The organism is Roseimaritima sediminicola, from assembly GCF_009618275.1.
Classification (GTDB): Bacteria; Planctomycetota; Planctomycetia; order Pirellulales; family Pirellulaceae; genus Roseimaritima; species Roseimaritima sediminicola.
Map to the genome: position 1 here is coordinate 21076 of NZ_WIAD01000005.1, position 20063 is coordinate 41138.

Annotated in this window: 12 protein-coding genes; 6 read left to right on the forward strand and 6 right to left on the reverse strand. The window is 63.7% G+C overall.

Features of this window, described 5'->3' with window-relative positions; translation table 11 throughout:
- Positions 1-311: 311 nt before the first annotated feature.
- From GE027_RS04450 to lipA, 4 genes are all read right to left on the reverse strand, one after another.
- On the reverse strand, positions 312-1643 hold the full coding sequence (locus GE027_RS04450) for a PQQ-binding-like beta-propeller repeat protein (protein ID WP_153555981.1): 1332 nt from the start codon (positions 1641-1643) through the stop codon (positions 312-314).
- 209 nt (positions 1644-1852) lie between these two features.
- Positions 1853-3844 carry a MutS-related protein gene (locus tag GE027_RS04455; protein ID WP_153555982.1) on the reverse strand — a complete coding sequence of 664 codons (1992 nt, stop codon included), beginning with the start codon at positions 3842-3844 and terminating at the stop codon, positions 1853-1855.
- Complete coding sequence (locus GE027_RS04460) at positions 3845-5506, reverse strand: hypothetical protein (protein WP_153555983.1); 1662 nt, start codon at positions 5504-5506, stop codon at positions 3845-3847.
- A 202-nt stretch (positions 5507-5708) separates the two neighbouring features.
- A complete protein-coding gene (gene lipA / locus GE027_RS04465) occupies positions 5709-6626 on the reverse strand; it encodes a lipoyl synthase (RefSeq protein ID WP_153555984.1) in 918 nt (305 codons plus the stop codon).
- Positions 6627-6873: 247 nt separating this feature from the next.
- Here lipA and smpB point away from each other — a divergent pair, with 247 nt between their 5' ends.
- Genes smpB through GE027_RS04480 form a run of 3 tightly spaced genes read left to right on the forward strand, consistent with a single transcriptional unit; the run spans position 6874 to position 9505 of the window.
- Positions 6874-7404 carry an SsrA-binding protein SmpB gene (gene smpB / locus GE027_RS04470; RefSeq protein WP_153555985.1) on the forward strand — a complete coding sequence of 177 codons (531 nt, stop codon included), beginning with the start codon at positions 6874-6876 and terminating at the stop codon, positions 7402-7404.
- Positions 7401-8102 (forward strand): ABC transporter ATP-binding protein, encoded by a 702-nt coding sequence (locus GE027_RS04475; protein ID WP_153555986.1) that lies wholly within the window; start codon positions 7401-7403, stop codon positions 8100-8102. The genes smpB and GE027_RS04475 overlap by 4 nt, the downstream gene beginning before the upstream one ends.
- Positions 8102-9505, forward strand: a complete 1404-nt coding sequence (locus GE027_RS04480; protein WP_153555987.1) for an ABC transporter permease — start codon at positions 8102-8104, stop codon at positions 9503-9505. Before GE027_RS04475 ends, GE027_RS04480 begins: the two co-directional genes overlap by 1 nt.
- A 225-nt stretch (positions 9506-9730) precedes the next feature.
- On the opposite strand, the gene GE027_RS04485 is transcribed toward GE027_RS04480, so the two are convergent.
- Both GE027_RS04485 and GE027_RS04490 read right to left on the reverse strand, forming a co-directional pair.
- Positions 9731-10273, reverse strand: coding sequence for a hypothetical protein (locus GE027_RS04485; protein WP_153555988.1), 543 nt, complete (start codon positions 10271-10273; stop codon positions 9731-9733).
- 158 nt (positions 10274-10431) lie between these two features.
- A complete protein-coding gene (locus GE027_RS04490; protein ID WP_153555989.1) occupies positions 10432-12852 on the reverse strand; it encodes an efflux RND transporter permease subunit in 2421 nt (806 codons plus the stop codon).
- Between the two features lie 170 nt (positions 12853-13022).
- Here GE027_RS04490 and GE027_RS04495 point away from each other — a divergent pair, with 170 nt between their 5' ends.
- From GE027_RS04495 to GE027_RS04505, 3 genes are all read left to right on the forward strand, one after another.
- Positions 13023-14426: an ArnT family glycosyltransferase gene (locus GE027_RS04495; protein ID WP_162006568.1), complete on the forward strand. Its 1404-nt coding sequence runs from the start codon at positions 13023-13025 to the stop codon at positions 14424-14426.
- Between the two features lie 323 nt (positions 14427-14749).
- Positions 14750-16033, forward strand: coding sequence for a hypothetical protein (locus tag GE027_RS04500; RefSeq protein WP_153555991.1), 1284 nt, complete (start codon positions 14750-14752; stop codon positions 16031-16033).
- Between the two features lie 739 nt (positions 16034-16772).
- A complete protein-coding gene (locus tag GE027_RS04505; RefSeq protein WP_153555992.1) occupies positions 16773-20042 on the forward strand; it encodes an LPS-assembly protein LptD in 3270 nt (1089 codons plus the stop codon).
- Positions 20043-20063 lie beyond the last annotated feature (21 nt).

Here is a 20063-nt window from a genome sequence, read left to right on the forward strand (position 1 = left end):
TTAACAAGGGGAATGCGATGATCTTACTGATGGCGAAACACCGGCCAACACGTAACATTTTTCTCGCCGGTCCGCTTAGGAGGATAGCCCACCACACAGGAGAAAAATTATGCCTGACGGACAACGCAAACGCCGACACAGTGACAACCTAGCCAAACGCCGCTGGTACGCCCACTACCGTTCGCTGCGGTTTACCCGCCGGTTTGGTTTGGCCGGTTAGTGGTGTATCAGCATTTGATTCTAGAATCTGGCCGTAGCTGAAGTCGCCAGACTTTGGACCGCCTCGCCGCTTCCTAGCCGAAGCTTGAACATTAGTCCTGCCGCCTCAGATCCACGCACACGCAGGCTTCGTCATTGCGGACGAAGACGCACCCACCCGCCCAAGCCGGAGCCGACCAGACGACTCGCCGCCCATACGCCGTCGCCGTGGGAGCGATGATTTTTGTCCGGTCGATTTCTTGATAACCCTCCGGCGATAGTCGCGTGATCACCAGCTCGCCGCCTTCGGTGAACATCCACACGTGGTCCTTGTGCCGGACCATAAACGCGGTCCCGACTTTCTGTGGTCGCTCGCTCTGGAGCGGAGCGGTCGATTCCCACAGCCGCTGGCCGCTGGCGAAATCCACCGCGTACAGCACCCCGTCCTGGCTCATGCCGTACATCGTGCCGGCCTCGACAAACGGTTGGACGTTCACCGGCGAGAGAGCCGCCCGGCGCACATCCCGCCACAGCACGGTGGCCGCCGGCCGGTCTTGATCCAGTTCCACCAACAGGTTGCGGCGGCTGAATCCGCCGGCGAACAGCAGTCCCTCGTGGTAAACGGGCGTCATGATCACCGAGCCGTTGTCCGCCTCGTAGGGCACCGACCAGTAGGCTTGGCCCGTTTCCGGATCGACCGATTCCAAGGCTCCGGCGTGCAGCAGAATTAATTGCCGGACGCCCGCCGCCCGAATGATCGTCGGCGGGCAGTATCCCTGTTCGGGACTGGTGCCCTGCCGCCAGATCTCTTCGCCGCTGTGTTTGTCGAGCGCCACGGCATGGCTGCCCGGCCCGCCGGCGACCACGATCAAGCGAGGTCCGTCGACCAGCGGATGCCCGGCGTATCCCCACAGCGGCGTTTTCGCACCGTAGGCCTTCGGCAGATTCTTCGACCAGAGGACTCGCCCGTCGGCGGTGGCCAAGCAGTGCAGGTGGCCCTCGGCGCCCAGCGTGTACACGCGGTCTTCGTCGACCGTGGGCGTGCAGCGAGGGCCGTTGGGGTAGGAGATGTCGTAGTGCACCGGGTAGGCGTGCTGCCACAGCACGCGGCCATCGTTCTGATCCAGGCACAGCACGCGTTCCAGGCCCGTCGCGTTCTCCGGCAGCGACTCGTCCAATTTGTCGGCGGTCCGGTAATCGGTCAGGAAGACGCGGCCATCGGCCACGGCCGGACCGCTGTAGCCGTTGGCGACCGGCGTTTTCCAGCGGACCGGCGGACCGGCCTCGGGAAAGGTGTCGACGATTCCCTGCTCGCGCCACACGTTGTCACGCTCCGGGCCCATCCACTGGGGCCAGTCGTCACCGCGAACCGAAGTCGCCGCGAGGCAGGAAAGAGACAGAGCAAGCCAGGCGGCACAGACGCCGCGTTGAAGGGTGCGTCGCATGATGATGGGAAGCAAAGGAGGGAAGGGGGCAGGGGCCACAGAGTAGCTCGGCTGTCCCAGCCGAGACCAGGCAGGTTCACAGGCTGGAAGCCTATGCCACTGCTTTCACAGGCTGGAAGCCTATGCCACTGTTCACAGGCTGGAAGCCTATGCCACTGTTCACAGGCTGGAAGCCTATGCCACTGTTCACAGGCTGGAAGCCTATGCCACTATTGATCGCCCAGGCCTACCATTTCCAGCAGGCGCAGGGCGTTGGTCGTGGGCGTCACGCCTTGTCGCATCACGTAGTCGAAAGTCATCGTGTCGCGACCCTCGGCGTCTTGTTCGATCGTTTCGCGGAAGTGTACCGGATGGGCGACGCTTTTCAGCAGCGGATCGTCGGCCAGGTCCAGGTCGTGGGTGCTGATCGCGCCGATCGCTCCGGAGTCGATCAGATGTCCCAGCACGCGAGCGACCGCGATCTGGCGTTCGCGGTTATTGGTGCCCTGCAGGATTTCGTCCAGCAGGTACAGCACGCGGCGGTCCTGGCTCGCGCGACGTTGGCGAGCGTGCTGGACGACGGCGCGGAGCCGTTTCAGTTCGGCCATGTAAAACGAGACGCCTTCGCGAACACTGTCGCGAACGCGAATGCTGGTCGAAAGCTCCAGCGACGGCAGCGCCAGTTCGGCCGCGCACACCGGACCGCCGGCCGCGGCCAGCATGGCGTTCAGGCCCACCGAGCGGAGCATGGTGCTTTTGCCCGACATGTTCGACCCGGTCACCAACAGCACGCTCCCCGGCGGACCGATCACCACGTCGTTGGACACGCGCTCGGAATCGGCAAGCAGCGGATGGCCCAGCTGTTTGGCCGCCAGCGTGCAGTCGTCGGCGGGCGTCGTCCAAGTGGCTTCGGCCCAGGCCGGGTATTCATCGCGCAGGGCGGCCAGCGACATAAAGGCTTCGAGCGAACCGAGGGCGTCGAACCAGTCGGCGACGTTGCCGCCGTGTTTACGCTGCCACTTCTCCAGCGCCACCAACACATGCACGTCCCACAACGCGACCGCCTGCAGGACCACGTACACCAGAAACAACAGTCCCGAATGACGCAGCGACGCCATCGCGGCGGCCGTCTGCAACTGGGAAAGCGCCGCGACGGCGGACCCGTCGGGATCGTCGACCAACCGGCGCTTGATGTCGGCCAGCGTATCGGGTTGGTCGGGCAGGTGTTCGGCGGTGGCAAACAGGCGAGTGTAACCGTCGACGTCGCCGCGGCCGCTGAGCGCGACCGAAAAGATGTCGTGGATCGGTCCCAGGTGCAGCACGGTCAGCAGGACGTTGAAGGTCACCACGCCGCCGACAGCGGCCAGCAGGATCGGGACGCTGGTCATGACGATCCCGAGGATCACGCCCAGGACCAGCACGATGGGCGAGAGCCGCGCCCAGATGCGCAGCCAGTCGCGACCGTCCAGGTAGGTTTTGCTGCCGGCCCACTCGACAAAGCGGTCCGGTTCGGCGGTCCCATCGGCGACGCGTTTGGCCAGCAGGTAGAACGCTTCGCGGCTATCGCGATGCGGGGCCAACGCGGCGACGGCGGCCGCGCGGGCGGCCGCCGGTTCGGCCAGCGCCGGCCCGCCCAGCCAACGGGCCAGGGTTCTCAGTCCCGGGCCGGTCGAAGCCATCGACGCCAATTGAAACAGCGATCCGCGGCCGAACAGATCCAGGTCGTCGGCGACGTCGGCCGAGACTTCGTTCTCGTCCATCCAGGCCTCGGTGGGGTGCCACAGCGGCAAGCGATCCCAGCGGCGTTCGAGCCGTGCCACCAGCCGCCGCTGCACCGCGCGGGCGCGGCGAATCTCTTCCAGTTGATCGCGGACGCGTTGGTGCAGCGTGATGGCGACCAGGAAGGCCACCGCGGCGATCCAGCCCAGGTAAACCAATCCGCCCAGGCCCGGGCTGAGGTAGCCGAACAGCAGGCTGGCCCCGCCCACCAGAAAGGCTGTCATGCGGAGGACGTGCCAGCGGCGATCGACCTGCTTGAGCTGTTCACGCTGCTCGGCCAGTGCCGTGAGGTTCCTCCTGTATCGATGCAGGGCCGTCTGGCAGCCGTCGGCTGCGGCCGGAACCGCCGGTCCGGCGTCCGCGCCGGCAGAGGTTGTCGGATCGCCGTCTGTCGCGGTCGAATCCGGTTGCGCAGGGGAGGGAGCGTTTTCGGGGAGCCGCATCTAGGCCGCCTCGGTCTGGGAGTTGGAGGCCCGGCGCGAGCTGGGCAGCGAGCCGCCGCCGATGACTTTCAGGGCCACGCGGTCCTCGAGGTTGGGCCGAAAGATGGTCAATAACAACAGGGGCAGGAACCAGGCAATGTACAGGCCGCCGCCGTAGCCGTGCCAGAACTGGGCCGCCACCATCAAGGACGCCGAACAACTGATCAACGTCCCCAGGTTCTTCTGAGCGGGCCAGATCGAATAGAAACCGGCCAACAGCAGAAAGGCGACCAGCACCGGAAGCCGCCAAATGGCGAACCAGCCCAGGCCCCAGACGCCTTCCAAATTCTGGCTCCGCGGCAACCACAGGCCGAACATCTGCCGCAGCCGGTCGCCGAATTCCTCCCAACCGCCCAGCGTCAGCAGCAGCATCAACGTGCCGATCGTGATCAGGACACCAAAATTAAATCGCTTCAAACCACGCTGCCAGTAGAAACTGATCCACAGCGGCAGCAGGAACAGCGGGTAATAGACCAAGCCAGCGGCCAGCCCCAAAAAGATGCCGGCGACCAGCGGCCGGCGATACATCAGGACGGCCCAGACCAGCATCGCCGCAGGCAGCACATGGTCGACCCGGCCTGTCATCTGAGCCGTGTAGGGCAGCAGCAGGTACAGCAGCGCACAACCCGCTCCGGCTCGCAGATTGCCGAAGTGGCGGTAGCCAATCAAGACGATCCCCACCAACACCGACACGTGTGCGGCGATGACCAGGATCCTCGCGATCACCGCCCCGGCGCGTCCCGGAGCGGCCTCGGCGGGAAGGGTGTCGGCGGGAAGGGTGTCGGCGGGAAGAGCGCGAACCGTCGTCGGGCGGAGGCTCTCGTAGGATTCGGTTCGCGTGGGCAGGGTGGGCAGAGCTTGCATCAGCGGATAGCCCGCTCGGCTCAGTTCCGGACCCTGTTCCAGTTGTTGGCGAGCGGTGCTGCCGATGACGTTGGCCATCAGAAAGATGGCCAGCGAGGCACCGATGAAAAACAGCCCGCCGGTGGTCAGGTTGGGAGCCAGCAGCGGACGGCGAACCATGGCGGCGTCGAGCAACAATCGCAGGAGGATCAGGATCTGGATCGCCAGCAACCAGACAAACCCGCGCAGCTGCAGGCGGCGAGCGCCCTCGATGGCGCCGATCGCTTCGAGCCGCTGGCTGAGCGCGCCGGTCAGCTCGGGGCCGATCGCGGTGAGTCCTTCGGAGCGAGCGTCATCGGAACCGGTCGAGTCCGCTTCGGCCGCTTGCAGGGCGGTCAAGACGGCGGCTTCGGCCTCCGCGGCGGCGCTGTTCGGGGTCGCGCTGTTCGGGGTCGAGCTGTTCGGGGTCGCGCTGTTCGGGGGCGAGTTGTCCGCGGCAGCGAGCAGGGCGGCGGTCTGTTCGGACAAGCGGGACAGGTCCAGGTCCGACGGCAATTCCGCTTCGGCGACCGCTTTCCGTTCGCGAGCCTGGAATTCGTCGCGACGGCCGTTGTGGACCATCAACAGGCCCGGCGCCAGCAGCAGCAGCAGCACGATGTCCAGGTTCCGGATGCTCCAAAAGCGATGGAACACGAAGAACAGCCCGATCGTCAGGAACGACGACAGGTAGACCCAGGTCGCCGGGTCGGGCCGCTTGTAGTGAAACAGGATTTCGCTCATCGCACCGCTGTTGGACCGAGAGACGCCCACCTGGCGAAGGACGTCAACCCCATGCCGGCATCCCAATTCGCGCAAAAAACTTGACAGGCCCATAACTTGACAGGCCCAGGACCTGGCAAACCCGCTCGCTAAGATAAACCGCGGCGGCTCGCAGGGGAAGCGAGCGGCTCGCCGGGGGGCGAGCAGGTCGCAGGGGAGGCAATCAGGCGGTTTCGGCCATGTCGCGAGCGTGGTAGCTGCTGCGGACGAACGGCCCGCTGGCCACTTTCTTGAAACCCATCTGCCGTGCGATCTCGCCCAGCTCGTCAAATTCTTCGGGGGGAACATAGCGTACCACGGGCAGGTACTTCTCGCCCGGCTGCAGGTACTGGCCCAGGGTCAAGAAGTCCACATTGTGGCTGCGAAGATCGGCCAGGGCCTCGAGCAATTCGTCGCGGGTCTCGCCCAGGCCCAGCATCAGGCCGCTTTTGGTCTTCACCTTGGGGTTCATCTCCTGGACGCGGCGAAGCATTTCCAGGGTCCAGCTGTAATCGCTCTTGGGACCCCGCACGCGGCGATACAGGCGGCCGACCGTTTCCATGTTGTGGTTGAAAACTTCGGGTTCCGCTTCGATCACTCGCGCAAGCGCGTCTTTGCACTGCACAAAGTCGGGGGTCAGCACTTCCACGCTGGCCCCGGTCCGCTCGCGAACGGCCAGGATGCACCGGTAGAAATGGTCGGCGCCTCCGTCGGGCAGGTCGTCCCGCGTGACGCTGGTGATGACCACGTGTTTCAGCCCCAGTCGGGCGGCCGCTTCGGCCACCCGCTGCGGTTCGTCGGCTGCGGGCAACTCGGGCGGCCGGCCACGATGCACCGCGCAAAAGCCACAGGGCCGTGTGCAGACGGCGCCCAAAATCATAAAGGTGGCCGTTTGTTGGCTGTAGCACTCCATGCGGTTGGGGCATTTGGCGTTGTCACACACCGTCTCCAAGCCCAGTTCTTCCAGCAGACCGGCCGTCTTGTGGTTGACATTGCCCTTGGGAACCGGGCGTTTGAGCCAGCGCGGCAAGCGACCACTGGCCGTCGTGGCGGTTCCGGTGGGCATTTCGGGTTCGGCAACGACGGGCAAACGAAAAGCCATTGCGGTCTCGACAAACAGGGGGGAGAAACAGGAATCGAGCCGTGAAACTCGATCCTACGCATTGTAGTAAACAAAGCCGTTTTACGTTAGGACGTCCGCCGGGCGGCGAAAGAAAACGAACCAAAGCCGAAGCGGACACGAAGAACGGGTTCGGCGTCGGGGCGACGGGGGCTACAATCGCCAAACCAAGTAAGTCACAAGGTCAAGCACCTCGCGCCTTTGCCACCGTTCGCCTTTCCGCTCGCCGATGCCCAAGAAAAACAAAAAATCCAGCAAGTCCGACAAAGGCAAAAAGGGCAAGAAGGGCGGCAAAGCCCAACCGCCCGTCATGACCATGGTGTCGGAGAACCGCAAGGCCCGGCACCGGTACGAAGTCCTGGACACGCTCGAATGCGGCATGATGCTGATGGGCAGCGAGGTCAAGGCGATGCGCGAGGGCAAACTGTCTCTGGACGAAGCCTATATCCGCTTTCAGAACAACGAACTGTGGTTGATCGGAGCCGACATCAGTCACTACGCCAACGCCGGGATGTGGAACCACGACCCGCGGCGACCGCGGAAACTGTTGGTCCATCAACGGGAACTGGACGCCTTTGGGATGAAAGCCAAACAGCGTGGACTGACCCTCATTCCTTTGCGGGTGTATTTCAACAACCGCGGCATTGCGAAATGCGTGATGGGATTGGTGAAAGGAAAACAATTGCACGATAAACGCCAAACACTGAAAGATCGCGACACCCAACGCGGTCTGCAGCGAGCGATGAGAGGCCGACGATGAATTCTGGAGCTTTGTTACGCATCCGCGATCTGAAAAAGACGTTCGCCCAGCCCGGCGGCGGACGGCTGACCGTCCTGGAGGTGCCGCAGTTCGAACTGGCGGCCGGCGAACAAGCCGTGCTGATCGGACGCAGCGGCGGCGGCAAGACGACGCTGCTGCATTTGATCGCCGGACTGACTAGCCCCGACGAGGGGTCGATCCGCGTCGGCGACATCGAACTGACCGGCCTGAGCGAATCGGGGCGGGATCGCTACCGCGCGGCCACGCTCGGGTACGTGTTTCAGACGTTTAATCTTCTGCCGGGTTTTTCGGCCCTGGAAAACGTGCGGCTGGGGATGAGCTTTGCCAGCGGACGACACGACATCCAGCGAGCTCGCGAATTGCTCGACCGCGTGGGCTTGGCCGAACGCGCCGATTACCGCCCCTCACAGCTCTCGGTCGGACAGCAGCAGCGGGTGGCGATCGCCCGCGCCCTGGCTTCGCGGCCGCGGTTGTTGTTGGCCGACGAACCGACGGCCAATGTCGACCCGGCCAGCCAACAGCAAGTGATCGACTTGATCCGTGAAACCTGCCGCGACGAACAGGTCGCGCTGCTGTTGGTGACCCACACGATGGACGTGGCCGACCAGTTCGACCGCGTGGAAAACCTAGCTGATATCAATCTGGCGTTCAAAGCCGCCGCGGGAATGACGCACTGATGAATACCCTTCAAATCGCTTGGCGCAACTTCCAACAACGGTCGCTCGCCAGCATCCTGACCACCCTGTCCCTGGCCCTGGGTGTGGCCCTGACCGTGGCCGTGCTGTCGGTCTACGGGATCGTCAAAGACGCTTTCGAACGCAATGCCTCGGTCGGCTACAACCTGGTCGTCGGGCCCAAGGGCAGCCCCCTGCAGCTGACCCTTAACAGCGTCTACTACCTCAGCCAACCGATCGAGAACCTGCCCTACACGCAGTACATGGAGTTCATGACCAAGGAGCAGCGGGCCGAGCAGGTGCGTCGCTTTGGCGGTCCGGCGGAACTGGCCGAGCGGGAGGGTGCCTACAGCGCTTACATCCGCGGCGGCTTTGCGATCCCCTTGGCGCTGGGCGATTTCTTCGGTCCCTTTCGCGTCGTCGGCACCACGCCCGACTTCTTCGAACTGCTCCGCTACGGCCCCGATGTCGACCAGCCCTTCGAAATCGCCGAGGGCCGTTTCTTTGAAGAACATTCCGACCAGTACGGTTACTTCGAAGCCGTCGTGGGATCACGCGTGGCCCAGGAAATGAACGTCGGCGTGGGCGACGAATTCTTCCCCACCCACGGCGACCCCACCGGCCACGGCCACGATCTGGGCTTTACGATCGTCGGCGTGATGAAGCCCACCGGAACGCCCAACGACCGCGTGGCAATCGTCAACCTGGAAGGGTTTTATTTGATGGGCGGCCACGCCAAACCCATCGATGAAGAAGACCTCAGCGAAGAAGAAAAGGCGGCCTTGGCCGAAGCCGAAACGGCCGAAGCCGAGGACGGTGAAGCCGGTGGGGCGGCGAAGTTCAAACCGCTGATGATCCGGCAACGCGAAGTCACCAGCATCCTGGTCCGCACCGGCAATCCCTTGTTCGGCCCGCAGATTCAGAACGTCGTCAACGAAGACATCTACGCACAGGCCGCCGCGCCGGTGCTGGAGATCAACAAACTGATGAACCTGATCGTCGTGCCGCTGTTGACCGCCTTGATGGTCATCACGGTCATCACCTGTGTGGTCGCCGCCGTGGGGATCCTGGTCAGCATCTACAACTCGATGAGCGACCGCCGGCGCGACATCGCCGTGATGCGCGCCCTGGGGGCCCGCCGCGATACCGTGACCACCGTGATCCTGCTGGAGAGCCTATTGATCGCGGTGATCGGCGGTGTGAGCGGGTGGTTACTGGCTCACGGAGCGATCTGGTTGGCCGGCGGGTACATCGAAGCGCAGACCGGGATTCGGCCGGGATTGTTTTCCACCTCGCAGTACGAACTGGTCATCCTGCCCCTGGTGTTGGCCCTGGCCGCCCTGGCTGGACTGCTGCCGGCCATGGTGGCCTACCGGACCGACGTGACCAAGAATCTCAGCGCGTAGACTCGTGCTGCGTCATCGCGTTGCCTTGGGATAGGACCGTAGCTGAAGTCGCCAGACTTTGGGCGCTTGACACCGCCACGGTCCAATCGGAGGGGGGAGTAAACGCTCGCCGGAATAGATTCCGTTAGCGTCGGAAAATCCTAAAAAGACTTTGCCGGAGCTGCTGGCGAACCGGCTTTTGGAAGAGTCTCCTCTGGGAGCGTCGGGCTCTCAGGCCTAATCGTTTTAATAGTTTCCGTTCTGCGGCCACGCCGGGCCGGCTTGCTGCGGCGCCTGGTTGCTGGGCGCCTGGTTGCTGGGTGCGGGCCAGGGGTTTGCCGCCGGCGAATAGGCGGCCGGAGCGTTGTAGCTGCCGCCTTGCGGATACGGGCCTTGAGAATACTGACCCTGCGGGTACTGTGCCGGCGGATAGGGGCCTTGAGCGGGCGGAGCTTGGGACGGAGCGGTGCCGGAGGTCTGAGCCCAGGGCGGGGTGGCTGGGGGAGCCGATGGCGAGTTCCAGGGGCCGGCCGTGGTGTTCCAAGGGTTGTCCGGTTGGCCGCCGTGCTGTTGGCCGAATTGTTGCTGTTGCTGTTGCTGCTGAGCTTGCTGCAGGCGTCGTTGTTCGAGGTATTCCTTGCCGCGATCGACCGCGTTGGCCGCGTCTTTGCGAATTTCGTCGCGGTTGATCTCCAGGGTCGTGCGGCCTTCTTCGCGGTTGATCGTGAACCAACCGGCCATGAAGGCGACCGCCCCGAACATTGCAAAGATCATCAAACTACGCACCATGACACCCACCGTCCTCTTGAGTTGAATCCAGGTTCCTGAAGCCAGGGAGTTTTTCAGAAAAGGGGGCGCGGGGGGAAGAGCGATCTGCCGTTTTTGCGATTGTGAGCCGTTTGGGCGATAGCCCCGATTCCTGCACGCGGCCACTATCAATACCGGAGCTATCGCTCAAACGGCTCAACGGTCGAAACACGCCTACCCAGCAGCACCGGCAGCAGCGTCAGGTTGGCCAACATCCCCAGGGCCATCGCGGCGGAAAGCAGCCAGCCGAAGGTGGCCGTCGGCACGAACTCGCTGGCCGCCAGCACGCTGAAGCCCGCGACCAACGCCAGCGTGGAGAGCAGGATGGCCAGTCCCACGCGGCCTTGGGCCTTCAGGGCCGCTTGCCGGGCGGTCCGCCCGTAGCGCTTGCGCGAGCGGCGGTAGGAGGCCAGAAAATGAATCGTGCCGTCGATCGTCAGTCCGACGGAAACGGCGGCGATCATCGCTCCGCCCATGTTCATCGGAATGCCCAGCCAGCCCAGCATCGCCAAGGTCACCAGGACGGGCAACAGGTTCGGCACCATCGCCAGGGCCGCCCAGCGAAGGTTCCGAGCGGCTACGGCCAGCACCACAAACACAGCGGTGGCGGCCAGCAGCAGACAGGTCCACTGGTCGGCCAGCAGACGATCGACCAGGCGGGCCAACAGGACGTAGTAGCCGGTGACTCGGGACCGGCTGGCGGCCGCGGCCGGTTCTCCGTCCATCAGCTGCTGCCAGGGGTCGCTCTGCGTGTGCTCGGCGACGACCCGCTCGACCGCAGCAATTAATTCTGTCTTGGCCTCGGTCGACAAGTCTTCGGGACTGCGCAGCATGATCCGCAGGTAACGCTCCTCCCGCGCACTGGGCGGCATCAACAGGGCGCGGGTGAAGTTCGGCAGCACGCCTCGCATGCGGGTGATCCGGATGTCGGGCGTGGCCAACCGAACCAGCGGGTTGGAGGACAGCTGCGCGGCGGCGTCGACCTTGGCGATGCTGAGAGTGTGCAGAACCCGAGCCTCCGGGTGGGCTTCCAGACGGATGTCTCTTAAATGCTGTTCCAGCTGCCGGACGGAGCGCATGTAGGTGCGGTCGATCGAACGGCTCGGCGCCGGCACCAGCACGTCCCATACGCCGGCGCCGCCGAAGCGTTCTTCGACCAACCGGTACGCCGTGGTGATTTCGCTGGTCGAACGAAAGTTGCGCAGGAAGTTGGTTTCCGCCTGCAGACGAACCAGCCCGCCGGCGGTCGCCACCGAGAGCAGCACGACGATGCCGATCACCCAGCGGCGCCGTCGCAGCAGCGCCGCGGTCATCCGTACGATGCCGCGATGCAGCCGGCGTTCGAGCGCGTTGGCGGCGCGGAGCAGTCGCCAGCGGCCGCCGGACCGCTTGTTTGACCCGTTGGGACCTGTTTGCCGGGCAGGTAGGGGGCGTGTGGGCACCGACAAGGGCAACGATAACGCGGCGGGCAGGATCAGGATCAGCGCCAGCAGGACCGCGGCGGCGCCGATGGCCATCAGCAGACCGAAGTCGCGAACCGGGCCCACGTTCGATGCCAGCAGCGCCGCGAACCCGGCCGCGTCGGTGATGACGGCCCACAGGATCGGCGGGGACAGACGCGACAGCGTTCGCACGCTCGCTTCATGCAAGCTGTCCCCGCGGCGGCGTCGTTGTTGCCAGCCAATGGCGACGTGGATGATCGCCGCGACGGCAACCACCGTCAGGATCGCGGCGAGCATCGACGAGACCAGCGACAGTTGCAGCCCAGCGGTGACCGCGGTGGCCCGCGTCACGGTGGTCGACCAGTGGATCACCGCCCAGGCGACCAGCACCCAGCGGACGGTGCGAAACAGGATCAGCAAAACGGCTGACAGCAACCACAGGGTGGTCGTGCCAAGCCGCCGGCCATCGCGGACGATCAACGAGTAGCCTTCGGTGACCAGCACCGGCTGGCCAACCAGGACGGCGTCTTCGAGCGGCTGGGGCAGGTCGGCGGCGATTTCGCGAAGCCGAGCGATCGCTTCGCTGTAGCTTTCGCTGGCATCGGTGGGCTCGAGCATCACGACGACGGCCCCGTAATCGCCGTCGCGGTTGTGCGTGTAGCCGGCGAACAGCTGACGAAAGGCGTGCGTGACGCGGTTCGAATCCAGCACCGCCGGCGGTCGCTCGCCGCCGAACAGACGCAGCGGCCGCAGTTCCTCTAGCGCGGCCGAAACATGCGATACGGTCACGGCCGCTCGCACGCCCGGAACCTCGGCGACGCGGCTGCCCAGCTGTTCCGCGCGTTCGATCCCGGCGGGGGTAAATAAATCGGCGTCCGCGTACACCATCAACACGATGGCATTGCCGCCAAAGTTTTCCCGCAGATAGTGGTAGGCATCGACCGAGGGGTCGGCCGCCGGGAACAGCTGGTCGATGCGGCGGTCGATCTGCATCTCGGCCGCGCGGGGGCGAGCCCACAGCAGCACTCCGGCGGCCACGGCCACCAGGAACCAGCGGCTGACGTACAGCAGACTAGCAACCCGAGAAGGCCGAGGGCCGGGCGAGGACAGGCGATACACCGGCGGCGTCCTTCACAATCGGTTGCTGAAAAAAGCGACTAGCTACCGTCACTTTCGCGCATCCGTAGCCCCTTCGCAAGCCCGCAGGGCGTCCGCGGCGAAACAGGGATAAGATGTGTGGCATAGGCTTCCAGCCTGTGAAGAAAAAGGGATCCACAGGCCGGAAGCCTATGCCGCATTTTCCCCGCAACGATTCTCCCCAAGCCGATATGTCTTCCGCCGCCAATCCGCCCCGATCCTCCTTCACGCTGCCTGCTGGCTTTTGGCGGTACGGGATCCTGCTGTTGTTGATCGCGGCGGTCGTTCGCGGCTTGGTCCTTTGGCAGCTGGCCGACCGCATTGCGATCGACGTGGACGCCTACCGGCGATTGGCAGAAGGGTTTGCGGCCACGGGAGTCTTCGGCGGGCTGGGCGAACAGGGCGATGTGCATCCGACCGCCTTTCGGCCGCCGCTGTACCCAATCCTATTGTCGGCGTTTGTCTCCGAGGGCCGGTGGAACGATTCCGCGGTGTTATGGATGCACCTGGCGTTGGGATTGTTCTCGGTGCTGGGAACGTATCGGCTGGGCGCGAGCTTGTTGCCCTTGCGAGCAGCATGGGCGGCGGGCTTGGTCGTGGCCGTCGACCCGATCCTGTTGGTGCATTCCGCCAGTGTCATGACGGAAACGCTGGCCGTGGCGCTGGTGGTGTTGTCGTGGAACCTCTGGCATCGAGCGGTCTCGGCAGAAGAAGGGCAGGGCGGGGGACCGGTTCGTCGCTGGGCCTGGTCGCTGGCGCTGTCGCTGTCTTTGGTGGCCGCCTTTTTTTGTCGGCCCACTTTCCTGGTCTGGGCCGGATTGTTGGTCGCGTATCTGTTGTGGCGAGCTCGTCGAGCACCCCGCCGTGGCGCTTTGATCACTGCGGGCACTGTTTTCGTGGCCTTGGCCGTGGCGGTCGGTTTTTGGACGCTTCGCAACCAGCGTCACTTCGGGGCACCGATATGGGCAACCTCGCACGGCGGCTACACCTTATTACTAGGCAATAACCCGTTGTTCTATCAGTACCTGCGTGAGGGCCGGTTCGGCACAGCGTGGGACGCCGAGCCGTTTCACCGGGCGTGGACGCAGCGATACGAGGACGACCCGACCGAGCCCGGATTCTGGCAGCGGAACGCGGAGGCGGATTTGACGCCGGTGGGTGTGGTAGATGAAGTGGCCGACGACGCGTTGGCCTATGAAGCGGCCAAAGCCACGATCCGCCGCCAGCCCGCGATGTTCCTGTGGTCCTCGGTGGTGCGCCTGGGCCGGCTCTGGTCTCCGTTACCGCTGGCCACGGCCGAGCGTCAGGGAGCGGCCAGGTGGATCGTCGCGCTCTGGTACATCGCCGTTCTGCTAGCAGCGTTATGGGGTTTATGGAGGTTATGGGGTCGGGGCCGCGGGGTATGGCACCCGACATGGTTGGCCGGCGTATTGTTATGCGTCGCACTCAGCGGCGTGCACGCGGTGTACTGGAGCAATCTAAGGATGCGAGCCCCAGCGATGCCCGTAATTGCGTTGCTAGCAGCCAGCGTTCTTGCTCGCTCCAAAACCCCCTAACCCGCCGCGCCCCGTCACGATTTTCGACCTCACCCACCGCGGCGAATCCATCTTGTGCGGCCCGGGCCCGCGGCTTGCGCCGTCGGCTCAGCGGGAGGATGCCCGCGATTGGGTGCGGTGCCGGCGCCTGGGTTAGGCGGTGCTCGCAGCCAGTACCACACCTGCGCTGTCCCGGTTCGTTCTCTCAACCCCGCGCGGCATCTCAGGTCTTATCTTGGGGTCCGGCTATAATTGTCTTGTGAGCCCTTGGACAGCGTCAACGACTTTGGGTTTACTTCAATGCAACATGGCACATTCCCGAACATAAACGTCGGTGGCGTCGCATGAACATGAATTCTCCGCTCCGAAAGACTTTCGTGCCTGAGACCTTCATCAACCGGTGTGTTGGTTTGCTTGCAATGGCCTTTACGCTGTGCACTCCTAATGCGGCTAGGTGCGAATCCGCAGATGCGATCCGAGATGTCGTTCTGGCGGGATGGCTTCAAAATCGCGACCGATTGGGAAGCGAATTTGCTTGCCGATTTACCGTTGAAACGTTTGACAATACGGACTCAGAGAACCCTCGGTTGCTGTTTGCTAGAGAGGGTGTCTGGGCCGTGTCCGGCACTGATGAGCGTTTCTCCCTTGAGTGTGACGATGAGCAGTTGGTCCAAGTTCCGCAAGGCGAGGTTTCAGGGCGAGGTTTGCTGCCTTGCGCTTCCGAACATGTGCTGCAAACAGAAACGTCGTTATTGCGTTATGCACCCGTGATGAACGTGGTAAATGTTCATTCAGCAAAAAGTGCTGGCTTGGGTATTTCAATAACGCCGCTGTGCTACGGCGTTATGGGGAGAAATGAGTCGCGAAGTCTAGCCAGGATCCTGGAGGACCATCCGTTAGAAACGGATTCTGACTCTGACGTCGAGGTTTTATCCCCGGGGGGTGACGGCAACTTGATTCGGTTGCGGACCATTCGAGATGAGCGGAGCGGGACCGGACAGTGGCGGAACATCATGCAGTGGAGTGTGGATCCGGATGCCGGTTTTTTACCGGTGGAAGTTGTCGTCTTCGACGACCCACAAACATGGTCATCGAAGACCGTCGTTACAGAAACCAAAACCCTTGCTGATGGCGGTACTTGGCCTTGGGTGTCTGAGACCGTTTCTAACCCGGAAACTAGCCCGATGCCACGGCTTTATCGAATTGAGACGCAATCTCTCGAGTTCGATCGGGCGAAGGTTCGAGATGCTCTGAGTTTGCCGATCTCCCACCCTGCCACCATTGTTAACCCTGCGAACATGCGGTCCGTATTTCCTGCGGAACAGAAGAGTATCGCGCCACACGACATTCGAGCGTTGCTCGCAAAAAGCGAAGCAGTCCTTGCCGTACGTGGCCCCGAACCCAGAGAAAGCATTTCGGATCGGCCTTCGGCCAGATTTGCCAAGCCGTTTCTCGTGATCGCGCTCGGTTCCGTGGTGGCTGGCTTACTCTTGTTTATCGCCGATTCAAGGCGGAAACGACGCCGGAAGCCAAGCGGAACGGGGAGCGACCGGGGACAGTGCACGCACAGCCGTGCGGGGAGCGACCGGGGACAGTGCTCGCACGGCCGTGCGGGTGCTAGCAGCTAGCAGGAGGAGCGGGGGACGGCGAGCGGGGGACGGCGAGCGGGGGACAGAGCACGCAGGATTGAGCTGCGATCGCGGAGTGCGCCAGCACATGGGCAAAGCGGTGCTATCAGCTAGCAACTGGATGAGAGGGGATTGGACGGTCCATCAGCTCGGCGCGTCCCGGCCTCTTTTTGTGGCTCAATTTCGATGCGAGCTATTTCGGAGGGAGCCAACCGGGGACAGTGCTTGCATCGCAACATCGACCGGGGACAGTGCAGCCGCGTTGCTAGCAGCTAGCACCGTCCGGGGACAGTGTATGCACGTGCTAGCAGCTAGCACATGACTCGGCCGGGGACAGTGCATGCCCATGGGACTGCCGTCGGGGACAGTGCATGCGCATGGACGTGGCGGTGCTAGCAGCTAGCAACTGGAGGGGAAAAGGTTGGACGGATTCGTCGCCTCGTCCACTGCCCGGATCGAGCGGCGATGGCGGTTCTGATCGGTCAATCGGCTCGGCGCGTTCCGGCTTCTTTTTGCGGCTCAATTTGGTTGCCGCCGATTTCACGCCGATTTTACGCTTGTGGGCAATCTTTCTTGATCCCTATACTCCGCCGCGAATCGATCCCGGCTCGGCTGCGCCTCTGCTTTCTCTCAGTGATCAGACGGCGTGCCGGGCAGCGAAGCAAGGAAGCGCGTAGGGTTGTCGTCCAAACCGGTCTATTGTCTGACTCGTGCGGAGTCCCGCTCGGGCGGAGCTGTGGTGGCTCTGCTCCGAGGTGCTGCGCGCCGGTTCGGTATGGGCGAAGGCCCGCGCGGTGTCGGCGGAGGCTCGTTCGCCGCAGCGGTGTTTGCTGCGGTGGCCGGGGGCCTGTTCTTATGGGTCGCCCTGGTTGTGACCGCGGCCCAGGCCGTTGCTCAAGACAACAGCTCGGAAGCGGCCGAAATGCGGGTGCAGGCCCAGTCGGTGTGGCGCTGGCGCGAGGGTGCCGATGACCTGTATCTGCTGCAAGGCGACTGCCAGAGTCGGTTCAACCAACGAGAAATCTTTTCAAGCCAGTTGCTTTTAAAAGTCCGCCGAGATGGCGATGCGATCCTGGTGGATGTGCTGGCCGACGGCGATGTGCAAGTCGACGGACAGCCTGGGACGCAGTGGAACGAGCGTCTGCGGCTGGATGCTCGTCCGCGAATCGATGCCCGTCGCTATCGCGGCCGACCGCCGCAGCGTCCCGAATTACTGACACAACTGCAGCGGCGCAGCGGCACCGTGGCCACCGTGGCGATGGCTGCGGCCGCCGAGCCAGCAGGCTCCGGCGGTGGTGCCGCAGTCGTGCCCGCTCAGTTCCAGTCGCCGGTCGCCCCCGCCCAGCTGCCGCCGGGAGGCGCCGTCGCTCCACCGCTGGGAGCCCCCGAAGCGTTGCCGCCGGGGGTGCCGCAGCTTGCCCCCGGAACCGTACCGCCGGGGACCGTGGTGCCCGATGGATTGCCGGCCGTACAGCCGGTACCGCCCGAGACGCCCGGGCCCCGCGAGGGTCCGCTGGGCGAGAATAATTTTCGCTTTCTGGTCGGCGGCGGTGCCCAAGCGGTCGAAGTCCTGCCGCGAAACGCGTCGATCCCGCCGCAGATCAGCTTCCGCGAGCACGTCAATCCGAACAATTTGCAGAGCGAGTCGGTCATCGTCGCTCGCGGTGGCGTGACGGTGGTCGTCCGCGATGCGCAGGCCCAGCTGGACGATCAACTGTTCGACGTCGGTGCGGTGGCGTTATCTGCCGATCGCATCGTCGGCTGGATGCCCAGCGTCAGCGGCATGCTGAGCGGTTCGGCGGCGCCGGGCGTCGGAGACGGCGAGCTGTACCTGGAAGGCGACATCGTGTTTCGCCAGGGCGACCGGGTGATTTATGCCGATCGGATGTACTACAACGTGGCCCAGCAGTACGGCATGGTCCTCGAGGCCGAAGTGCTGACGTCGATCCCACAGTATGAAGGCCTGGTGAGGCTGAAGGCCGACGTGTTGCAGCAGGTCGCCGCCGGCCAGTTCGTGGCCTTCGATGCCGCCGTGACGACCAGCCGCATGGGCGTGCCGCGGTACTGGTTGCAGAGCGATCAACTACAGATGACGACGCGCGAAGAAATGGTGGTCGATCCGCACACCGGTTTGGCCACGCCTACCCGCCGCAACCTGCTGAGCAGCACCAGCAACTACGTCTACGTGGCCGGCGTGCCCGTCCTGTATTGGCCCGTATTTACGACCGATCTGAAACATTCGAATTTCTATCTGACCGACATCGACGTGAAGACCGACAGCATCTTCGGCGAACAGTTGTTGTTGGATTTTGATCTGTTCCAGGTGCTGGGAATCGCCGAACCGCCCGACGGCGTCGAATGGACGCTGTCGACGGACTATCTGGGCGACCGCGGTCCGGCCCTGGGCACCCAGCTGGAATACGAGGTCCTGAGCGCGTTCGGCTTGCCCGGCCCGGTCAAAGGTTTCGCCGATGTGTGGGCGATCGACGACGACGGCACGGACTTCCTGGGCGTCGGCCGACGAAACCTTCCACCGGAGGAAGACATTCGCGGACGGGCTCTGCTGCGCCATCGCCACTACCTGCCCAACGATTATGAGTTCATCGCCGAGGTGGGGTTGTTGAGCGACCGCAATTTTCTGGAGCAGTATCTGGAGAACGAGTGGGATCGCGATAAGGATCACGACACCTCGCTGCGGCTGCGAAAATATTATCTGAACAACCTGTTCGACTTGAACGTCGGCGTGCGGCTGAACGAGTTCTACACCGATACGAATCAATTGCCCCGCTTTGATCACTACGGACTGGGCGGGTCGGTGCTGGGCGATCACTTGACGTGGTCGATGCACAACCAGATCGGCTACGCGGACCTGGAAGTCGCCAACGCACCGGTCAATCCGGTCGAAGCCGCCAAGTTCACGACGCTTCCCGGCGAGACGGATGCCGAAGGCGTGATCGCGGCGACGCGACAAGAGCTGGCCGCGCCGATCGACGCGCGGATCATGAAGATCGTGCCCTACGTGTCGGGCGAAGCGGCGTTCTTTGGCGAGGACGCCAGCGGCCAAGAACGCACTCGCCTGCTGGGCCAAGCCGGCGTGCGGTCGACGATTCCGATGTGGAAGCACTACCCGACGGTGCAGAGCAATCTGCTGAATATCCGCTCGCTGGCGCACAAGATGGAATGGCACGGCGACTTCTTCTACGCCGACAGCGACGCCGACCTGGACGACATCCCGCTGTATGATCCGCTGGACGATGACGCTCAGGAACAGTTTCGTCGGCGGTTGATCTTCGACACCTTCGGCGGGCCACCGCTGCCGCCGCAGTACGACCCGCGTGTGTATGCTTTTCGCCAAGGCATGCAGGAGAACGTTACCGCGCCCAGCCTGCCGATCGCCGACGACCTGATGCAGGCCCGCTTGGGATTGAACCAGCGGTGGCAGACCAAACGCGGGCTGGCCGGCGCCGAGCGGATCGTCGATCTGGTGCGGTTGGACATGGACATTCTGTTGTTTCCCAAAGACGAACGCGACAACTTTGGTGAGTACCTCGGACCGGCGCGATACGATTTCCGTTACCACGCCGGCGACCGCGTGACTTTTCTGTCCGATGGCTACTTCGATTTCTTCGACGAAGGTTTGCGAAGTATCAGTGCGGGAGTGATGAGCAGCCGGCCGGGGCTGGGCGATGTGTACCTGGGCGTCCTGTCGCTGGAAGGACCGATCAGTGCGAACGTGTTGCGAGGCGCGATCGATTACCGTTTGAACGAGAAATGGATCGTCGGCGCCGGAGCCACGGTCGACTTGGGGGCGGTGGGCAACGTGGGCCAGAACCTGTCGCTGATTCGGATCGGCGAGTCGGGGCTGTTCCGCATCGGCGTGAACGTCGACTCCGGACGCGACAACGTCGGTTTGGCGTTTTCGTTCGAGCCGCGTTTTTGGCCTAAACGCAAACTCGGCAACTTGGGCGGCCAGCTGATTCCGCCGCCGGGCGTCGAGGGACTGGAGTAGGACGGCTTCTTCCACGGGACC

Coding starts and splice junctions, on each gene's coding strand:
- GE027_RS04450 (WP_153555981.1), bottom strand. CDS start 1,643: ATGCGACGCACCCTTCAACGCGGCGTCTGTGCCGCCTGGCTTGCTCTG.
- GE027_RS04455 (WP_153555982.1), bottom strand. CDS start 3,844: ATGCGGCTCCCCGAAAACGCTCCCTCCCCTGCGCAACCGGATTCGACC.
- GE027_RS04460 (WP_153555983.1), bottom strand. CDS start 5,506: ATGAGCGAAATCCTGTTTCACTACAAGCGGCCCGACCCGGCGACCTGG.
- lipA (WP_153555984.1), bottom strand. CDS start 6,626: ATGGCTTTTCGTTTGCCCGTCGTTGCCGAACCCGAAATGCCCACCGGA.
- smpB (WP_153555985.1), top strand. CDS start 6,874: ATGCCCAAGAAAAACAAAAAATCCAGCAAGTCCGACAAAGGCAAAAAG.
- GE027_RS04475 (WP_153555986.1), top strand. CDS start 7,401: ATGAATTCTGGAGCTTTGTTACGCATCCGCGATCTGAAAAAGACGTTC.
- GE027_RS04480 (WP_153555987.1), top strand. CDS start 8,102: ATGAATACCCTTCAAATCGCTTGGCGCAACTTCCAACAACGGTCGCTC.
- GE027_RS04485 (WP_153555988.1), bottom strand. CDS start 10,273: ATGGTGCGTAGTTTGATGATCTTTGCAATGTTCGGGGCGGTCGCCTTC.
- GE027_RS04495 (WP_162006568.1), top strand. CDS start 13,023: ATGCCGCATTTTCCCCGCAACGATTCTCCCCAAGCCGATATGTCTTCC.
- GE027_RS04500 (WP_153555991.1), top strand. CDS start 14,750: ATGAACATGAATTCTCCGCTCCGAAAGACTTTCGTGCCTGAGACCTTC.